The sequence below is a fragment of the Magnetovibrio blakemorei genome, from assembly GCF_001746755.1.
GTDB classification, from domain to species: Bacteria; Pseudomonadota; Alphaproteobacteria; order Rhodospirillales; family Magnetovibrionaceae; genus Magnetovibrio; species Magnetovibrio blakemorei.
The window spans coordinates 1-16,665 of the sequence record NZ_MCGG01000007.1 but is presented as its reverse complement, the minus strand read 5'-3'; the positions used below and the strand labels follow the sequence as shown (position 1 = coordinate 16,665).

16 protein-coding genes are annotated in these 16,665 nt (G+C 54.5%); 2 read left to right on the top strand and 14 right to left on the bottom strand.

Going from position 1 to position 16,665, the window contains the following annotated elements; translation table 11 throughout:
• Positions 1–5 precede the first annotated feature (5 nt).
• The 4 genes from BEN30_RS01360 to BEN30_RS01345 all read right to left on the bottom strand — a co-directional run bounded on the left by BEN30_RS01360 (position 6) and on the right by BEN30_RS01345 (position 3,610).
• Complete coding sequence (locus BEN30_RS01360; protein ID WP_069956546.1) at positions 6–1,397, bottom strand: pyruvate dehydrogenase complex E1 component subunit beta; 1,392 nt, start codon at positions 1,395–1,397, stop codon at positions 6–8.
• 19 nt (positions 1,398–1,416) lie between these two features.
• Positions 1,417–2,499 carry a pyruvate dehydrogenase (acetyl-transferring) E1 component subunit alpha gene (gene pdhA / locus BEN30_RS01355; RefSeq protein ID WP_084004893.1) on the bottom strand — a complete coding sequence of 361 codons (1,083 nt, stop codon included), beginning with the start codon at positions 2,497–2,499 and terminating at the stop codon, positions 1,417–1,419.
• Positions 2,500–2,847: 348 nt separating this feature from the next.
• Complete coding sequence (locus BEN30_RS01350; protein ID WP_069956545.1) at positions 2,848–3,180, bottom strand: antibiotic biosynthesis monooxygenase family protein; 333 nt, start codon at positions 3,178–3,180, stop codon at positions 2,848–2,850.
• A gap of 76 nt (positions 3,181–3,256) precedes the next feature.
• Entirely contained in the window at positions 3,257–3,610 is a 354-nt protein-coding gene (locus BEN30_RS01345; protein ID WP_069956589.1) for an FtsB family cell division protein, read from the bottom strand.
• A gap of 172 nt (positions 3,611–3,782) precedes the next feature.
• On the opposite strand from BEN30_RS01345, the gene BEN30_RS01340 reads away from it, so the two are divergent.
• Positions 3,783–4,361 (top strand): MOSC domain-containing protein, encoded by a 579-nt coding sequence (locus tag BEN30_RS01340; protein WP_069956588.1) that lies wholly within the window; start codon positions 3,783–3,785, stop codon positions 4,359–4,361.
• Here the strand turns inward: BEN30_RS01340 and pap are convergent, their stop codons facing one another.
• The 9 genes from pap to tpiA form a co-directional block, all read right to left on the bottom strand.
• Complete coding sequence (gene pap, locus BEN30_RS01335; RefSeq protein ID WP_069956544.1) at positions 4,362–5,840, bottom strand: polyphosphate:AMP phosphotransferase; 1,479 nt, start codon at positions 5,838–5,840, stop codon at positions 4,362–4,364.
• Between the two features lie 92 nt (positions 5,841–5,932).
• Entirely contained in the window at positions 5,933–8,137 is a 2,205-nt protein-coding gene (locus tag BEN30_RS01330; RefSeq protein WP_139134791.1) for a bacteriohemerythrin, read from the bottom strand.
• Between the two features lie 116 nt (positions 8,138–8,253).
• Positions 8,254–9,045, bottom strand: a complete 792-nt coding sequence (locus BEN30_RS01325) for a DUF4197 domain-containing protein (protein ID WP_170826926.1) — start codon at positions 9,043–9,045, stop codon at positions 8,254–8,256.
• A 43-nt stretch (positions 9,046–9,088) separates the two neighbouring features.
• Positions 9,089–9,376 carry a hypothetical protein gene (locus tag BEN30_RS01320; protein ID WP_069956541.1) on the bottom strand — a complete coding sequence of 96 codons (288 nt, stop codon included), beginning with the start codon at positions 9,374–9,376 and terminating at the stop codon, positions 9,089–9,091.
• Positions 9,377–9,467: 91 nt separating this feature from the next.
• Complete coding sequence (eno, locus tag BEN30_RS01315; RefSeq protein WP_069956540.1) at positions 9,468–10,748, bottom strand: phosphopyruvate hydratase; 1,281 nt, start codon at positions 10,746–10,748, stop codon at positions 9,468–9,470.
• A 28-nt stretch (positions 10,749–10,776) separates the two neighbouring features.
• A complete protein-coding gene (gene kdsA / locus BEN30_RS01310) occupies positions 10,777–11,619 on the bottom strand; it encodes a 3-deoxy-8-phosphooctulonate synthase (RefSeq protein WP_069956539.1) in 843 nt (280 codons plus the stop codon).
• 55 nt (positions 11,620–11,674) lie between these two features.
• Positions 11,675–13,309 carry a CTP synthase gene (locus BEN30_RS01305; RefSeq protein ID WP_069956538.1) on the bottom strand — a complete coding sequence of 545 codons (1,635 nt, stop codon included), beginning with the start codon at positions 13,307–13,309 and terminating at the stop codon, positions 11,675–11,677.
• Between the two features lie 111 nt (positions 13,310–13,420).
• The gene (gene secG, locus BEN30_RS01300) at positions 13,421–13,774 is read right to left on the bottom strand and encodes a preprotein translocase subunit SecG (RefSeq protein WP_069956537.1); all 354 of its coding nucleotides are present in this window, start codon (positions 13,772–13,774) and stop codon (positions 13,421–13,423) included.
• 143 nt (positions 13,775–13,917) lie between these two features.
• Entirely contained in the window at positions 13,918–14,676 is a 759-nt protein-coding gene (gene tpiA, locus BEN30_RS01295; RefSeq protein ID WP_069956536.1) for a triose-phosphate isomerase, read from the bottom strand.
• A 279-nt stretch (positions 14,677–14,955) separates the two neighbouring features.
• Here tpiA and BEN30_RS01290 point away from each other — a divergent pair, with 279 nt between their 5' ends.
• Entirely contained in the window at positions 14,956–15,474 is a 519-nt protein-coding gene (locus tag BEN30_RS01290) for a TIGR00645 family protein (RefSeq protein WP_069956535.1), read from the top strand.
• Positions 15,475–16,098: 624 nt separating this feature from the next.
• Here BEN30_RS01290 and BEN30_RS18515 read toward each other — a convergent pair.
• The coding region (locus tag BEN30_RS18515; protein WP_170826925.1) for a hypothetical protein at positions 16,099–16,665 on the bottom strand (567 nt) is incomplete at its 5' end.

Below are 16,665 nucleotides of genomic sequence, written 5' to 3'. Positions count from 1 at the left end.
CCCGCTCAGGCGTAGCAAACCGCTTTCGCGGCCGCTTTGATTTTTTCAGGGGTCGGCAAGGTCAACGCTTCAAGATTGGCGGCATAGGGCATCGGCACGTCTTCGCCATGCACGCGCACGACTGGCGCGTCCAAATAATCGAACGCGTTTTCCATCACCTGGGCGACGATTTCCGCACCCACGCCCGATTGCGGCCAGCCTTCTTCGACCGACACGATGCGGTTGGTCTTTTTCACCGAATTGATGATGGTCCCTGTATCCAACGGGCGAATGGTGCGCAGGTTGATGACTTCGGCGGAAATGCCCTCGGCAGCCAACAGCTCAGCGGCTTCCAGGGCCAAGCCGACCATGCGCGAAAATGCCGTAATGGTGACGTCGGTGCCAGTCCGTTCAATCTTGGCCTTGCCGATGGGCAAAACAAAGTCTTCGCTTGCGGGGACTTCGAAAGAGGTGCCGTAAAGCAGTTCATTTTCCAAAAACACCACCGGGTTGGGGTCGCGAATCGCGGCTTTCAGCAAGCCCTTTGCGTCCGCACCCGACCAAGGGGCCACAACTTTCAAGCCCGGCACTTGGCTGTACCACGCGGCAAAACACTGGGAATGCTGCGCACCGACGCGGGACGCCGCACCGTTGGCACCACGAAACACGATGGAGCTGCCCATCTGGCCGCCCGACATATAGAGCGTCTTGGCCGCCGAGTTGACAATGTGGTCGATGGCCTGCATGGAAAAGTTAAAGGTCATGAACTCCACAATCGGTTTCAAGCCCGCAAACGATGCGCCCACCGCAAGACCTGAAAAACCGTATTCGGTGATCGGCGTGTCGATGATGCGGTCTTCGCCAAATTCATCCAGCAAGCCCTGAGACACCTTGTATGCGCCTTGATACTGGGCGACCTCTTCGCCCATCAAAAACACGCTGTCGTCGCGGCGCATTTCTTCGGCCATGGCGTCACGCAAGGATTCCCGCAAGGTCTGGGTGATCATTGGGCCGTCGTATTCGGGCTCCAGAATTTCCGCTGCGGCGGCTGGAGCCGACACAGGTGCCGGGTCCGCATGGGCGGCCATGGCGGGTGAATCGGTGGCAACGGGTGCCGGGTTGGATTTTGGCGTTTGTCCGGCCATCTCCACCATGTCCAGGGCGCTTTTGTCTTCGCCCTCTTCCAGCAACAAAGCGATGACCGCATTCACGGCCACGGCCTCGGTCCCGCCGGGAATGAGGATTTTGCCCATCACACCTTCGTCGACGGCTTCCACTTCCATGGTGGCCTTGTCGGTTTCGATTTCGCAGATCACGTCACCTGCGGAAATGGTATCGCCTTCCGCAACGTTCCACTTGGCGAGATTGCCCTCGGTCATGGTTGGCGACAGGGCGGGCATCAAAATTTGAATGGGCATGTGTAAGTCCTCCCTGCGCTCAAGCTTCGACCAAGATGTCGGTGTAGAGTTCCGACAACTGGGGCTCGGGGCTGGCTTTGGCAAAATCGGCGGCGTGGGTGACGATGGCTTTGATGTCCCCGTCGATGGCCTTCAAGGTGGCTTCATCGGCGGCGTTGGTGGACAAAATCATCTGCCGTAGATTGTCGATGGGATCTTGTTCGGAGCGGACCTTGGACACCTCGTCTTTGGATCTGTATTTCGCCGGATCGGACATGGAATGGCCGCGATAACGGTACGTCAGCATTTCCAATATGTACGGGCCTTTTCCGCCGCGCACGTGTTCCAAGGCTTCGGCGGTGGCGTCGCGCACTTTGATGACGTCCATGCCATCGACCTGGGTGCCGGGAATGCCGTGGGCGGAGCCGCGCTGATACAATTCCGTCGTCGAAGAAGAACGCTGAATAGACGTGCCCATGCCGTATTTGTTGTTTTCAATGATGTACAACACCGGCAGCTTCCACAGCTGCGCCATGTTGAAGCTTTCATAAACCTGGCCCTGGTTGACGGAGCCGTCACCGAAGTAGGTGTAACAAACCCCGCCGTCCTTTTTGTACTTGTGCGCGAACGCCAAGCCGGTGCCCAGCGGCACCTGCGCGCCGACGATGCCGTGGCCGCCATAAAAATTCTTTTCCCGGCTGAACATGTGCATGGAGCCGCCTTTGCCCTTGGACAGCCCACCTTCGCGCCCCGTCAGTTCCGCCATCACACCATCCGGCGGCATGCCGCACGCCAGCATGTGGCCGTGATCGCGGTACGAGGTGATGACACTGTCTTGGGGCAACGCGTTGGCGTGCACGCCAGCGACGACAGCCTCTTGGCCGATGTACAAATGGCAGAACCCGCCGATCAAACCCATACCGTACAATTGCCCGGCTTTTTCTTCAAAGCGCCGGATCAACAGCATGTCCCGATAAAAGCCCAGCAAGTCTTCGGCAGAAGCTGGGGGTTGGGCCTTGCCGGGACGACGACGGGCCGTTTTTTTGGCCGAACCATCGGTCGATTTATTTTGCTTTGCCGTGGAATTCGCCGGGGCGGCTTTCGCCTGAGTTGCTTTCGCCATATGAGGTCACCTCCATAACCAAAAAGAACGCCACTACACATCAAGGGTATGCAGTCTGGGTTCTTTAAGAGGCACTGGCGTTTGAACACCAGCCTCGGAACCTTCTTATGTGGCGAAGTGATGTAACCTTACCCGTGCCCAGGCTGACATGCAAGGGATATTAACAAAGCTAAAATATTGATTTAAAAGGATTATTAGCGATTAACTTGAAATTGATTAACGGCGCAATTTGTATTGCACAAAACACCCAAAAAAGTGACATTCATTACGATTTCATCACCCTTCATGAAATAATAATGCGCAGCCCTCATTACAAGCTCAAGTTTGAAGGGCTATGGCTTGGGAGGCTCAGGTTTGCGAGAACGAATGACTGTGTTCGATCTTGGCAATGTGCAGATCGTAATGAGCATACCATTTGTTGCGCCCATCCGCCTGGGCCTGCATGTGCTCGGGGTGATGACGCCAGGCTTTAATGGCTTCCAAGCTTTCCCAATACGAAACCGTAATGCCGAAACCGCGGGCATCGCGGGCGCTGTCAAAGCCCAAACAGCCCGGCTGTTGGGCCACCAACTCGACCATGCGATCCGCCATCTTGGCGTATCCCTTGGGATCGGTTTTGGTGCGTTGGTTGGCGAAGATCACGCTGTAGGTGGCTTTGGCGGGAATGGTGGATTGGGTCATGACGGCTCCGTTTACTTAAACGATCAGTGGGCAGGAGCCTACGGTGCCTGATGGCACGCGAATGAACAACAGATGATTAGCGTTTGTATGCGGCCAGCGCAGTGGCAGAGGTGTCATTGGGGCGCAAGATCACGACCAACTCGTCGTCATGGCCGTACCCCAGCAACAAGCGGGCGCGTTCTTCCAAGAGATCCGGGTCTAAGGTGGCCACCCGCAGCATGGTGACTTTGGCGTCCAGCTCAAAACGCGCATTGCGCACATCGAGAACTTCGGCCTGCAAGGTGTCAACTTCGCCGCGCAATTTTCCAAGCGCCAACAAGCCGCGATCACCTTGAACGGCGTGATAGGCGAAATACACGACCACCGACATGCCGATAACCGGCCATGCGATCTGGCCTGCGCGGACTTTGACTTCTCGAAAAATCCCCATGACCAAGCCTTCTTCTGGTCGATTGGTGAAAAAACTGCGACGCTTCTCGCCGATTCGCTTCACTATGAGTCACAACAAGTTAAAAAATGATGAAGTTTTTGACCTTTCTTCCATCTGCCTGAATCAACACAGTCATCAAACCGAAACAGGTCTGTGGTGGGATGGGGGGATAATGGATAACCTGACCTCACCCTCCCCCTTCTCAACACCCAGCGGCACTGTCGAGGCCGTCGCGTTGGACCCTGGTCACGCGTTCTCCAAGGTCGTACAGACGCACATTCATCTGCTTGCGGGCTTGGGGGTTGAAGGGGACGCGCACGCAGGACTAACGGTCAAGCACCGCTCACGCGTTAAAAAAGACCCGACGCAGCCGAACCTGCGCCAAGTTCATCTTGTGCACGCAGAACTCTTCGAGGAGCTGGCAGCCAAAGGTTTCGATCTCCAGGCCGGTGATATCGGCGAAAACATTTTGACGCGCAGCCTAAACTTGCTGGGCATGCCAACGGGAACCCGACTTCACATCGGGACTGACGCCTTAGTTGAGCTGACGGGGTTGCGCAACCCCTGTACCCAGTTGGACGCGTTCCAACCGGGTCTGAGACAAGCCCTATTGGACAAAGACATCGATGGCAATTTGATCCGCAAAGCAGGCGTCATGGCCGTCGTCATAAAAGGCGGCTGGGTCAATACCGGTGACGACGTCCAGGTGTTGCTGCCGCCCCCGCCCCACAGAAAGATGGAGAAGGTGTAATTAAAGCTCCGCCTCCAAGCGTTTGCACAGGGTTTTCAAGACCTTGATGCGGGCATAGTACTTGGAATTGGCTTCAACCACCGTCCACGGTGCGATTTCGGTAGAGGTGCGTTCGACCATGTCGCACACCGCACTCGAATACGCGTCCCACTTATCGCGGTTGCGCCAATCTTCGTCGGTGAGTTTAAAGCGCTTATAGCCGGTGGCTTCGCGTTCTTTAAACCGCGCCAACTGCTCTTCATCGGTGATCGACAGCCAGAATTTCACGACGATGATGCCGTGACGGGCCATTTCTTCTTCAAAGTCGTTGATCTCACTATAGGCGCGCATCCAATCGGCTTGGGAACAATAGCCCTCAACCCGCTCCACCAACACGCGGCCATACCAAGAACGGTCAAAAATAACCGCCTTACCCCGCCCCGGCAGATGACGCCAGAACCGCCACAGGTACGGCTGGGCCTTTTCCTCATCCGTCGGCGCGGCAATGGGAATGATGTTGTACATGCGACTGTCCATCGCCCCGATGACGCGGCGAATGGAACCGCCTTTGCCTGCGGCGTCATTGCCTTCGAACACGGCAACAATCGAATGGTTGCGGAATTTTTTGGAGCGACACAGCTTGTTCAAGCGCCCTTGATAATGCTCAAGCTGCTCTTTGTAGATCTTTTTATCTAAAGACTTGGAGTAATCCAGTGTGTTCAAAAGATTGATGCCATCGCCGTGATCCAAGGCTTGCACCGGCACGGAAGCCGCAATGGGCTTGGCACCTGTTTCCAGGCGCGCCTTTACAGCTTTGAGCAAGGTTTTGGCAACGGTCAAGTTTCTGTATTTTTCGTCCGCACTTTCGACCACGATCCAGGGCGCATGTCCGGTCGAGGTGCGACGCAGAACGTGCTCGGCCACCGGGCGCAAATCATCATAGCGATCATAGCGATCCCATTCTTTTTTCCCGACCCGCCATGTGGTGGCTTTGTCTTTGTCCAATTGGCTCAAACGCTTTTTCAGATCATCCTTGGACAAGTGCAGCCAAAACTTAAGAATCAGTGCCCCTTCGTCCGCCAACATACGTTCAAAGCGCAGAAAGTCGTCCAGATAACTGTCCAGATAATCGATGCTTTTGCCACCGTCGATGTGCATGCGCATGGGATGGCTGTACCAAGAGCCAAAAAACACCCCAATTGAGCCGCGCGGCGGCAATTTGCGCCAATAGCGCCACATGGCCGGGCGCTCAAGCTCTTCATCACTGGGATCGGCCATGGCGTGCGCATGGATGTTGCGCGGGTCCATCCAAAAATTGAGCGTGTTGACGGTTTCGCCTTTGCCCGCGCCATCCACGCCGGAAATGATCAAAATCACCGGAAATGGCTTTTTGTCACCCAGTTCAAACTGAATGTCCAACAGCTGCTCCCGTAACTTGGGTACCTCAGCATTGTAATCGGCTTTGCTGACGGCGTGGCCCAACTCAACGGCTTCAAACATGGATGGTCTCCCCTATCCCTTTGGCGCAAAAGGACTCTAGCACGCTTACAAGCATTGGGAAATGATTCTCACAGAAAGCTGTGAAAACACCATTATTTGATGGAGTCAAGAACGTCACGCACGGCGCCATGCTCAACGGGAACGAATTCACGAATGTCGATATCCACCGATACGATGTGACCGATCCACCATTCACGCAGAAAATTTCGAAGATCAAGAAGCAATTCAGGATCGTGATTTTTCCGCCATTTTTTGGCTAAGGCGTTCACATGCGTGATCAAATCGCGGTGTTGAGCGCGATGCTCTTTCAAACCCGGATACTGAAAGCTTTGCATCAGCGCTTCTTCACGTTTGAAGTGATAATGGGTGTATTCGACCAGTTCCTTAACCACAAGATCAAGCTCTTGCTGATCCAGCGACGTATGAGCGGTTCTGTTCATCAAGGCGATAATCACCTGATGATCTTTATCCAAGGCATCGACACCAACGCGCAATTCATCATCCCAAATCACCACATCCGAATTGGACGCCAAGGGCAGTTCAAACCAAAATGTACTCCCCTCGCCCACGATGCTTTCGACACCGATGCGTCCCGCCATGCGTTCAACCAAGAACTTTGTCACCGCCAGGCCAATGCCAGTGCCTTCGCTGGAAATCAACGGATTGGCGCCAAGACGGTGAAACATCAAAAATAGCCCCGGATAGTCTTCTTCTGAAATGCCGACCCCCGTGTCGGTCACCGAAATACGATAAAAACCATCTTCCGTTATGTCTCCGCGCACCTTCACGGAACCGCCAATTTTGTTGTATTTGATGGCATTGGACAGCAGGTTCAGAAAAACTTGCTTAAACCGGATCGGGTCCGTGCGCAGCACAATGGGCGCTTCATCGACAATTGTGTTTTCGATTTCAATCTTTCGCGCCAAGCCCAACGGCACACTCAAAGCAACGCAGCTTTCAACCGCGTCAAAGACCTTCATATCGGTCAAGTACAATTCGGTTTGATACGCTTCGACCTTGGACAAGTCCAAAATATCATTGATCAGACGCAGCAAGTGGGTGCCGCCTTCTTCAATGTGATCAAGGTATTCAATCTGACGCGCTTTGAGATCACTTTTCGGATCGAACTTGATCATCTGGGCAAAACCGATCACCGCATTCAGCGGCGTGCGCAGTTCATGGCTCATAGAAGCCAAAAACTCCGATTTGGCTCGGTTGGCCATTTCGGCGTCTTCTTTGGCAATGCGCAATTGGGTCTCAGCCTGTTTGCGTTCCGTAATATCGCGCCACACCACATGCAGCAAATCACGACCTTCAAAATCTAAGGCCGTCAACAGAACTTCAACGGGGAAGACCTCCCCGTTTGCGCGCTTATGAAGCCATTCATAACGCTTGCTGCCCTTTTCTCTCGCCTCTTCAATATACTCGGCCGCCTTTTCTACAGAAGGACGACCATCCGCTTGGAAGGGTGGGGAAAGGTCGGCGGGGCGCGCATTGTATATGTCGATGGGTCTTTTGAAGCCGATCATCGACAGCGACGCCGGATTGCAATCGATATAGTGCTCCCCTTCTTGAAGCAGCATCGCATCGGGTGAGCCATTGACCACCCCATACATCAAGCTATTCGCCCGCATCAATTCACGCGCCCCTTGGCGAATTTTGAGATAAACAAACGTCGCCACAAAAATGCCGATGACCACAACGGACACCATCAAAATGGTGATGAAGCGTTGAGAGTTGGCGCGTTCTTCTTCGCTGTGGGCAATGAATTCGGTGGCCTTGGCTTGCACCTGCAAAAGCAGGTTGTCCATAATCAACGACATGCCGGAAACGTACGCGGCCCCACGTTCTTTGGTCAGCGCGGCGGCGGTTCCCGAATAGCCTGCTATCACCAAATTGATGGTCTCGTTGCGCACGCCTTTCCAGTTTTCAAAAACACGCCGCGCCTCAATGATCAGCACGGGGTCGCCCAAGAACCGCTCTTCGGCGATATCGAACTGTTTGAGAACGTCTTTTTCATTGCGATCCACGTTCGCGACGGCGTTACTCAAGTCAAATGGCGTTTGCGCTAACGTCACATCTTTCATGTAACCCTGCATCGCAATAATGCCGGCATTGGCTTTGAGCAACGCTGTGCTGACGGTATAGGGGTGATTGTAGAGATCTGACGTGACTTCACTGAGGGTTCGGGCCGCACGCTGCGCCCCCACGCCCAAAACCACCATCAAGACGACCATCAACAAAAAACCACCAGCCAAAAGCCGTTGGTTGATCGATTGTCGTGTTAATCGGCTCACGGTCTCGGGTCTCCGGTGTTTTCAGTTTAGTCAACAAAACAACAAACGCCACATCATGCCTGGATCAGGTCTGAATCATAACACCATTTCAGCCTGAGTATACACCTCAGACATCCTCAATGGGCGCCGAAAACCTTGGCCAGAATTTCACTGCTGCGCTTGGCGGGGTTTTCGCGGATGGCAGCTTCTTCTTGGGCCAAATACAAAAACAAACCGTCCAAGGCCAAGCGGGTGGCATGGGCCGTTAGGTCGGCTTTTAAGTCTAGCACAAAAGGCAGCGTGCTGTATTGGCCGACCAATTGGTCGTAGGCTGCAATCGCGCCGACATCTTGAAGGGTCTGGTTGATCACGGGCGCCACCGTTTTCTCCAAGCCCGGGCCAGAGACCCGGCGAAAGTATTGTGTGGCGGCATCTTTGGGGCCATTGAAGATGGCTTTGGCGTCTTCTAAACTCATGGCGGCAATTGCGTCCACGACCAGTTTTTTGGCCTGAGGCATGGCTGCTTCCGCACCGCGATTGAGCTTAATTTCAACCTCATCGGCTAAACTTGCCAAACCAATGCGCGACAAGGTCGAGCGCACGGCTTGAAGTTCTTTGGGCAAAGGAATGTGTACAGTGGGATCAGAGTTAAAACCATCAATGGCCCCCAATTGTTTGGCTACGGTATCAGCCCCCACCCGCAAAGCTTCCTTCAACCCGGCCGTCAACTCTTGGGTCGATAGCCCCAGAGCGGCACCCGTGCCAGCACGCGCACTCGTGCCCGTGCCCGATGCCTTGTCCTGCGTCACCGTATCCAGGGCACCCTTCAGCGCACCGCCCCAATCCAAGGCAACCGTCGGTCCCGCCAGAACGGCCAGCCCGGTGAATGTTATAGCCGCTAACGTCGGACCGACAAGACGCTTCATCATCACAGCAAACTCCATAAGATTTTGGGGCGGTTTGAGAGTGTATTTAAGGATAGGCCTTGCAGATTTCTTGCACCCGTTGCGATTGTTCCGACGCAAACGTGCTGCATTGATCCGCATAAATCGTGCAGTATTTGGTCATCGTGAGGATTTTTTGGCGCTGTCTGTCTTCAAAGGCGGGATGAGTTGGGTCAAGGACTTTACTTTCCTTGTCCAAAATCACGGCCTGGGTATTTGAGCACTTAAACTCACCTGTCGATGATTCGTAGACGTTGAACACAACAAACGACAGCGTGATCAACGCGGCCACCGCAATCAGGTATTTTTTATTCATTTTGGATCATGGCTCTCTAAAATTTTAGCGTCTGCCAACCTAACAAAAAACGGCCCCCAATTACAGGGGGCCGTTTTTTTGTATAAAAAACTCAGCGCGAACGCAAAATGGATCGTCCTGCGTATTTACCGATGGGGTCCAGTTCTTCTTCGATGCGCATGAGCTGGTTATATTTGGCCATGCGATCCGAGCGCGACAGCGAACCGGTTTTGATCTGACCCGAATTGGTCGCAACCGCAATGTCGGCAATGGTGTTGTCTTCGGTTTCGCCGGAACGGTGCGAAATGACTGATGTCCAGCCCGCCCGATGAGCCATGTCCACAGCTTCCAATGTTTCCGACAGGGTGCCGATTTGGTTCACCTTGATCAAGATGGAGTTGGCAACGCCCTGCTTGATGCCTTTGGCCAAACGCACCGGGTTGGTGACGAACAAGTCGTCGCCCACCAGCTGACATTTGGAGCCAAGGGTATCGTTCAACGTCTTCCAACCGTCCCAATCGTCTTCGGCCATGCCGTCTTCGATGGAGAAAATGGGGTATTGACCGACCAAGGCTTCCAAGTAACGAACCATTTCGTCCGAACCCAGCACTTTGCCTTCGCCGGTGATGTGATACTTGCCGTCGCGATAAAATTCCGTCGATGCCGCATCCAGGGCCAACATCACGTCGTCACCCGGCGTATAGCCCGCACTTTCGATGGCTTTCAACACAAAGCCAATGGCTTCATCGGTGCTGGCGACGCCCGGCGCGAACCCGCCTTCATCCCCCACGTTGGTGTTGTGTCCGGCCGCCGACAGGCCCTTTTTGAGCTGATGAAAAACTTCCGAGCCCATGCGCACCGCGTCGGCAAGCGTCTCTGCACCCACGGGCATAATCATAAATTCTTGAAAGTCGATGGGGTTGTCGGCGTGCTGGCCACCGTTGATGATGTTCATCATCGGGGTCGGCAGGATATGCGCGTTGGGACCGCCTAAGTAAGCGTACAGCGGCAAAGCGGCTTCTTCGGCTGCGGCCTTAGCCACGGCCAGGGACACACCCAAAATCGCGTTGGCCCCCAGGCGGCTTTTGTTGTCGGTGCCATCCAATTCGATCATGGTGCGGTCAATGAGCAATTGTTCTTCGGCGTCCATGCCAATGATGGCATCAGACAGTTCGCCGTTGACGCTTTCACACGCCATCAAAACGCCCTTGCCGCCAAATCGCTTGGCGTCTCCATCGCGCAGCTCAACAGCTTCATGCGCACCCGTCGAAGCCCCCGAAGGTACGCCCGCACGACCCGATGCGCCACTTTCCAAAATCACATCCACCTCAACGGTGGGATTGCCGCGACTGTCCAAAATTTCGCGACCGAAAATGTCGACAATGGCCGTCATCTGTTAGCTATCCTCTTCCTATCAATCGTTAGAGCGATACCGGATGCGCTTTTGCCACCCGATCAATCGCAAGCAATGTTTCCAGAACGCCCGATAATTCACGCAGGGGAATCATGTTTGGCCCGTCAGACGGGGCGTTGTCTGGGTCTTGGTGGGTTTCGATAAAGACGCCCGCCACGCCCACCGCAACGGCGGCCCGTGCCAACACGGGCGCAAAGCGGCGATCTCCACCGCTTGATCCGCCCTGCCCGCCCGGCTGTTGCACCGAATGGGTGGCGTCAAAAATAATCGGCATGCCCGTGTCCGCCGCCATCTGCGGCAGACCGCGCATATCGGTGACCAAGGTGTTGTAGCCAAAACTGGTGCCGCGTTCCGTAATCATGACATTGCGATTGCCGCTGTCGGTGATTTTGGCGACCACATTTTTCATGTCCCACGGGGCCAAAAACTGACCCTTTTTGACATTCACGACTTTGCCCGTTTGGGCCGCGGCGACCAACAGGTCGGTTTGGCGGCACAAGAATGCCGGAATTTGCAGCACGTCGACGACTTCTGCGGCGATTTTACAGTGCTCAATTTCATGCACGTCGGTCAGCACCGGGACGTTTAAGGTGGCTTTGATGTCGGCGAACACATCCATGGCCTTGGCCAGCCCCAAACCGCGCACACCGCCCAAGGACGTCCGGTTGGCTTTGTCGTATGAGGTTTTAAAGATAAAGCCAATGCCCAGCTTGGCCGTCAGTTCCTGGCACGCCGCCGCCATTTCCATGGCATGATCCCGGCTTTCCATCTGGCACGGTCCGGCGATCAACGCCAACGGCAAATCATTGCCAAAAGTTACATTTCCAACGTTGACGCGGTTTTGGATCATCTTTTTCCATTCAGACTTAAGAGGCCGAGCCTCTGCGGCATTTTAAGCCGTAACACTACACCAAGCGCGCCTGATGCACGGCGGCTTCGATAAACGACACGAACAGCGGATGCGGTTCAAACGGGCGCGATTTAAGCTCCGGGTGGAACTGCACCGCAACGAACCACGGATGGTTCGGCCATTCGACGATTTCCGGCAACACGCCATCGGGCGACATGCCGGAAAACACCAGTCCTGCCGCTTCCAGGCGTTCCATATAAGCTGTGTTTACTTCATAACGATGACGATGGCGCTCGGAAATGCTGGTCGAGCCATAAATATCATAGGCCTTGGTGCCTTCTTTGAGAACGCAGTCATACGCGCCCAAGCGCATGGTACCGCCCAAATCGCCATCTTTGGCGCGCTTTTCCAAATCGCCCGCCTTGGCCCATTCCGTCATCATGCCGACGACCGGCTCCTTAGGATTGCCCATTTCGGTCGAACCCGCGCCCTTGATCCCCGCCGTATGGCGCGCCGCTTCGATCACGGCGACTTGCATGCCCAAACAGATGCCGAAATACGGGATGTTGTGTTCGCGAGCGAATTGCACCGCCTTGATTTTGCCCTCGGTGCCGCGTTCGCCAAAGCCGCCCGGCACCAAAATGCCGTGCACGCCTTGCAGATGATGAACCACAGACTGTTCATCTTCTTCAAAGATGCCCGCGTCGATCCATTCCATCTTCACCTTAACGGTGTTGACGATGCCGCCATGGGTGAGCGCTTCGGCCAAGGATTTATAGGCGTCCAACAATTCAACATACTTGCCGACGATGGCGATGGTGACTTCGCCTTCGGGGTTGGTGACGCGATCGACAATGTCTTGCCAGCGCGACAAATCCGGTGCGGGCGCGTCGGTGATGCCAAAATGCTTGCACACCTGTTCGTCCAAACCCTGTTCGTGATAGCTGATGGGCACCTGATAAATGCTGGCGACGTCCAGGGCGGGAATAACCGCATCCGCCGCCACGTTGCAAAACAGCGCGATTTTCTTACGTTCGCCTTCGGGAATGTCGCGATCGGCGCGACACATCAGCAAATCGGCCTTGATGCCCACCGACAGCAATTCTTTGACCGAATGCTGGGTCGGTTTGGTTTTCAACTCGCCCGCGGTGGGAATGTAGGGCAGCAGCGTCAGATGGATATACATCGCGCGCGCGCGACCCAGTTCATTGCCCAACTGGCGGATGGCTTCCAAGAATGGCAGGCTTTCGATATCGCCCACCGTGCCGCCGATTTCGATCAGCATAAAGTCTTCATCGCCCTCATGACTGAGCACGAAATTCTTGATGCTGTCGGTGATATGGGGAATGACCTGCACGGTTGCGCCCAGATAGTCGCCACGGCGTTCCTTACTGATGACTTCCGAATACACCCGTCCGGTGGTGACGTTGTCCGATTGGCGCGCGTTCACGCAGGTGAAGCGCTCGTAATGGCCCAAATCCAGGTCCGTTTCGGCACCGTCGTCGGTAACGAAGACTTCGCCGTGCTGATAGGGGCTCATGGTGCCGGGATCGACGTTGATATAGGGGTCAAGCTTGCGCAAACGCACGCTGTAGCCGCGCGCCTGAAGCGCTGCGCCCAAGGCGGCAGAAGCCAACCCTTTTCCGAGTGAGGAAACCACGCCGCCGGTGATGAAAATGTACCTGGTCATGGAAGCTCAATATATCCAAGTTTGAAGGCGTGTAAAACGAAAGAGGCGGCATCTGTTTGCCGCCCCCCTCGAAGTGCTGGGCTCATGGGGTGAGACCCCCGGATTTCTTGACTATTCTGCGACCGGCGCGGTGGGTGCTACAGGCTCTGCGGGAACCTCGGGAGCAACAGGTGCCGGGGCCGATTGAACCGGAGTTGGTGCCGAATCGAGAATTGAGGTCGGTTCTTTGTTCGCGCCGGTGACGATGGCGATGGCCAAACTCAAGGTCATGAACAAGGTCGCCAGGATCGCCGTGGTGCGGGTCAGCAGGTTCGCAGTTTCGCGTCCGGTCATGAAACCACCCATGCCGCCGCCACCGCCGCCGCCACCAATACCCAAGGCGCCGCCTTCACTTTTTTGCACCAAAACGATGCCAATCAAAGCGATGGTAACGAGGACGTGGACGACAAGCAAAACGGTGAGCATATCTTCAATTCCAATGAAAGAGTCATAAGCAAGAGCCTGAGGCGATCCTCAGGCTCTTTTATTGCGTTGCGCCGTATGTAGTCCCAAAAAGCCGCTTTGGCTAGAGAAAACTTACCCTTTCGGCGTCAAACGAGGCACCTAACCTAGGCGCTTTGGGCGACCGCCCAGAAGTCGTCGACCTTCAAACTGGCGCCGCCGATCAAGCCGCCGTCCACGTCGGCCAGGGCCAACAGTTCTTTGGCATTTTTTGGATTCATGGAACCGCCATAGAGAATTCGGGTTTTGTCCGCTTCCGCCTGGCCGATCTTTTTCGCCAATTCGGCGCGGATAAAGGCGTGCACGTCTTGCACTTCAGCGCTGGTCGGCGTGCGTCCGGTGCCAATGGCCCAAACCGGCTCATAAGCGATCACGGTGTTGGCTGAAGTCGAACCATCGGGCACGGAACCGGCAATTTGCGAACCGTTAACGTCCAAGGTCTTGCCCGCGTCGCGCTGGGCTTCAGTTTCGCCGATGCACACCACGGCCACCAAGCCGTTGGCCTGGGCCGCAGCCGCCTTGGCCTTCACCACCTCATCGCTTTCGCCATGATCGGTGCGGCGTTCGGAATGGCCGACGATGGCATAGCCGCAACCCGCGTCTTTCAGCATCGCTGCCGAGGTATCGCCGGTGTGCGCACCCTTTTCGTTCATGTGATTGTCTTGACCACCCAACTGCATGGTCGAACCCGAAATGGCGGCTGCCACAACGGGGATCATGATGGCCGGCGGACACACCAACATTTCAAAATTCACCTCGCCCGCAGCCTTCAACTTCTCCGCCAAGCCCCCCGCCAACGCCTTCGCGTCCGCGCTCAAGCCGTTCATCTTCCAATTGCCAGCGATCAAAGTGCGGCGTGCGGTCATGGTGTCTACCCCCGTAAAGCGATTATTTATGAGAAAATTAAGTTGAGGAGTTCTACCACACCCGCCCCGGACAAGAACATACTCTTTGGGGTGGGGGATAAATGGTTTACCTCTCCTGCCCCCCAGCCCGTCATGGCGCGAAGCAAAGCGCCAAAGCGATCCAGGACGCCACGCTTTGACGCACAGAGCGGTAAATTATCTATGGCGTATTGCGTTTTCAAATACCGAGATTATTTACTGCCTTCACATCATACTCTCCACGCGAAGGACACTCCCATCATGATCGAACGCAATCTCGAACGTCTGATTTTCGCCAGCCGATGGATCATGGCGCCGTTTTATTTGGGGTTGGTGGTGGCTTTGGCGATGCTTTTGGTGAAGTTTTCCCAAGAGTTGATCCACGTTGCGCCAGCCGTGTTCACCATGAGCGAGAACGCGGTCATCCTGGCGGTGCTGACGCTGATCGATCTGTCGCTGGCGGGCAATCTGCTGCTGATGGTGATTTTCGCCGGATATGAGAATTTTGTGTCCAAGATTGACACCGGAGAGCACGAAGACCGGCCCGACTGGATGGGCAAGGTCGACTTCTCCGGCCTCAAGCTCAAATTGCTTGCGTCCATCGTGGCCATTTCCGGCATTCAACTTTTGCGCACCTTCATGGCCATCGAGCAGACGTCAAAAGAAACGCTGTATTCGATGCTGATCATCCACATCACGTTCGTGGTTTCGGGCGTGTTGCTGGCGCTGATGGACCTGCTGGTGGAAAAAGCCCACGCGATCAAAAACAGCACCCATTAAATCGCATCCACCTTCCCCAAACCCGAAAAAGCCGTCCTCATCGTGGAGGGCTTGGTGAGATGATGGGTTACGGTGTCCGGGTTTGGGTGAGCTTGGTAAACTGACGCCGTAACCGAGGACGAGGGCGCTGCCCACCGCTGGATCGCCACGCCCCCTATGGGAGCTCGCGATGACGAAAAAAAGAACGTCATGGCGAGAAGCGCAGCGCCGAAGCCATCCACGGCGCAGCACACTGGCGCGAGTAGAACGTTTGCATTCTGAACACCCTATGGTTACGTTTAAGGGGGGCAAAAGTGACGACGGTTTTAGAGCTCGGAGGTTTGGTAAACTGTTCCCGTAACTCCGAGAGGACCATACTCTTTGAGGTGGGGGGTGAAGGAGTACTGAACCAGAGTCAAAAAACTGCGGCAGCACTCTGTACCTACCGCAGTTATTGATTACTAAAAGGAACTCAAATGAGCTCAGTCTCCCCCATTAGGTTTGAAGGTCATTCCATAATCCTCCACTTAAAGCTTGATCCGGATATTGATGAAAGCTTGGTTCTAATATTGCACGGATAACTGATAAGGCCAATCACAATGTGTTGTTCAGTGCATTGTTGTTTTACTGAAAAGTTGATCAAAACTAAGGCGTTCCCGCTAAACTAGGGTTTAGAATTGCAGCGACACCGTTAACAATGTCATGCAAGTCTTTCCTCAAAAAGGTTTTTAAATTGGAAAAGGTAACTATTTGCTCATTTGCATTACGTTGTGCAAGTTCGTAGACTGCCTTAGCCGTTTTCATTTGCATTTCGTCGCGTTTTTGGACATTCCCCAGAAAACCGTGTGCCCAAGCAAGTGTATCTAGGGCAAAAACATCAACCACACCCCCATCCATTGGTTTCATGATGTCTTCCAGGGCCGTGATATATTTCTTAAGGATTACCTTGGAGGCAAGCTTAGGTATCCCTTTTTCTTGTTGCTCCATAACACGCATCACAAAATATGTTATGTTGTTTAACCCCTTACGTTGCTCGTTCTTACGCTCTCGAACAGGCTCAGCACGACTAATAGCTTCCTTGGTTAACAAAATTGCCTCTTTCATGTGTGAAACAAATTCTGAAGGCTGCTGTTTTTTCAATGCACTTTCAGCCAAGCACCAATGCGTATAGCCAATGTTCCTAGGAACTGCTGAATTTATCCAGTCATTTGC

Excerpts from the sequence above, each read along its gene's own strand:
- tpiA (WP_069956536.1), bottom strand. The coding sequence starts at position 14,676 with ATGACCGCACGCCGCACTTTGATCGCTGGCAATTGGAAGATGAACGGC.
- BEN30_RS01360 (WP_069956546.1), bottom strand. The coding sequence starts at position 1,397 with ATGCCCATTCAAATTTTGATGCCCGCCCTGTCGCCAACCATGACCGAG.
- kdsA (WP_069956539.1), bottom strand. The coding sequence starts at position 11,619 with ATGATCCAAAACCGCGTCAACGTTGGAAATGTAACTTTTGGCAATGAT.
- BEN30_RS01345 (WP_069956589.1), bottom strand. The coding sequence starts at position 3,610 with ATGGGGATTTTTCGAGAAGTCAAAGTCCGCGCAGGCCAGATCGCATGG.
- eno (WP_069956540.1), bottom strand. The coding sequence starts at position 10,748 with ATGACGGCCATTGTCGACATTTTCGGTCGCGAAATTTTGGACAGTCGC.
- secG (WP_069956537.1), bottom strand. The coding sequence starts at position 13,774 with ATGCTCACCGTTTTGCTTGTCGTCCACGTCCTCGTTACCATCGCTTTG.
- BEN30_RS01350 (WP_069956545.1), bottom strand. The coding sequence starts at position 3,180 with ATGACCCAATCCACCATTCCCGCCAAAGCCACCTACAGCGTGATCTTC.
- BEN30_RS01290 (WP_069956535.1), top strand. The coding sequence starts at position 14,956 with ATGATCGAACGCAATCTCGAACGTCTGATTTTCGCCAGCCGATGGATC.
- BEN30_RS01325 (WP_170826926.1), bottom strand. The coding sequence starts at position 9,045 with ATGATGAAGCGTCTTGTCGGTCCGACGTTAGCGGCTATAACATTCACC.
- pdhA (WP_084004893.1), bottom strand. The coding sequence starts at position 2,499 with ATGGCGAAAGCAACTCAGGCGAAAGCCGCCCCGGCGAATTCCACGGCA.
- BEN30_RS01340 (WP_069956588.1), top strand. The coding sequence starts at position 3,783 with ATGGATAACCTGACCTCACCCTCCCCCTTCTCAACACCCAGCGGCACT.
- BEN30_RS01320 (WP_069956541.1), bottom strand. The coding sequence starts at position 9,376 with ATGAATAAAAAATACCTGATTGCGGTGGCCGCGTTGATCACGCTGTCG.
- BEN30_RS01305 (WP_069956538.1), bottom strand. The coding sequence starts at position 13,309 with ATGACCAGGTACATTTTCATCACCGGCGGCGTGGTTTCCTCACTCGGA.
- pap (WP_069956544.1), bottom strand. The coding sequence starts at position 5,840 with ATGTTTGAAGCCGTTGAGTTGGGCCACGCCGTCAGCAAAGCCGATTAC.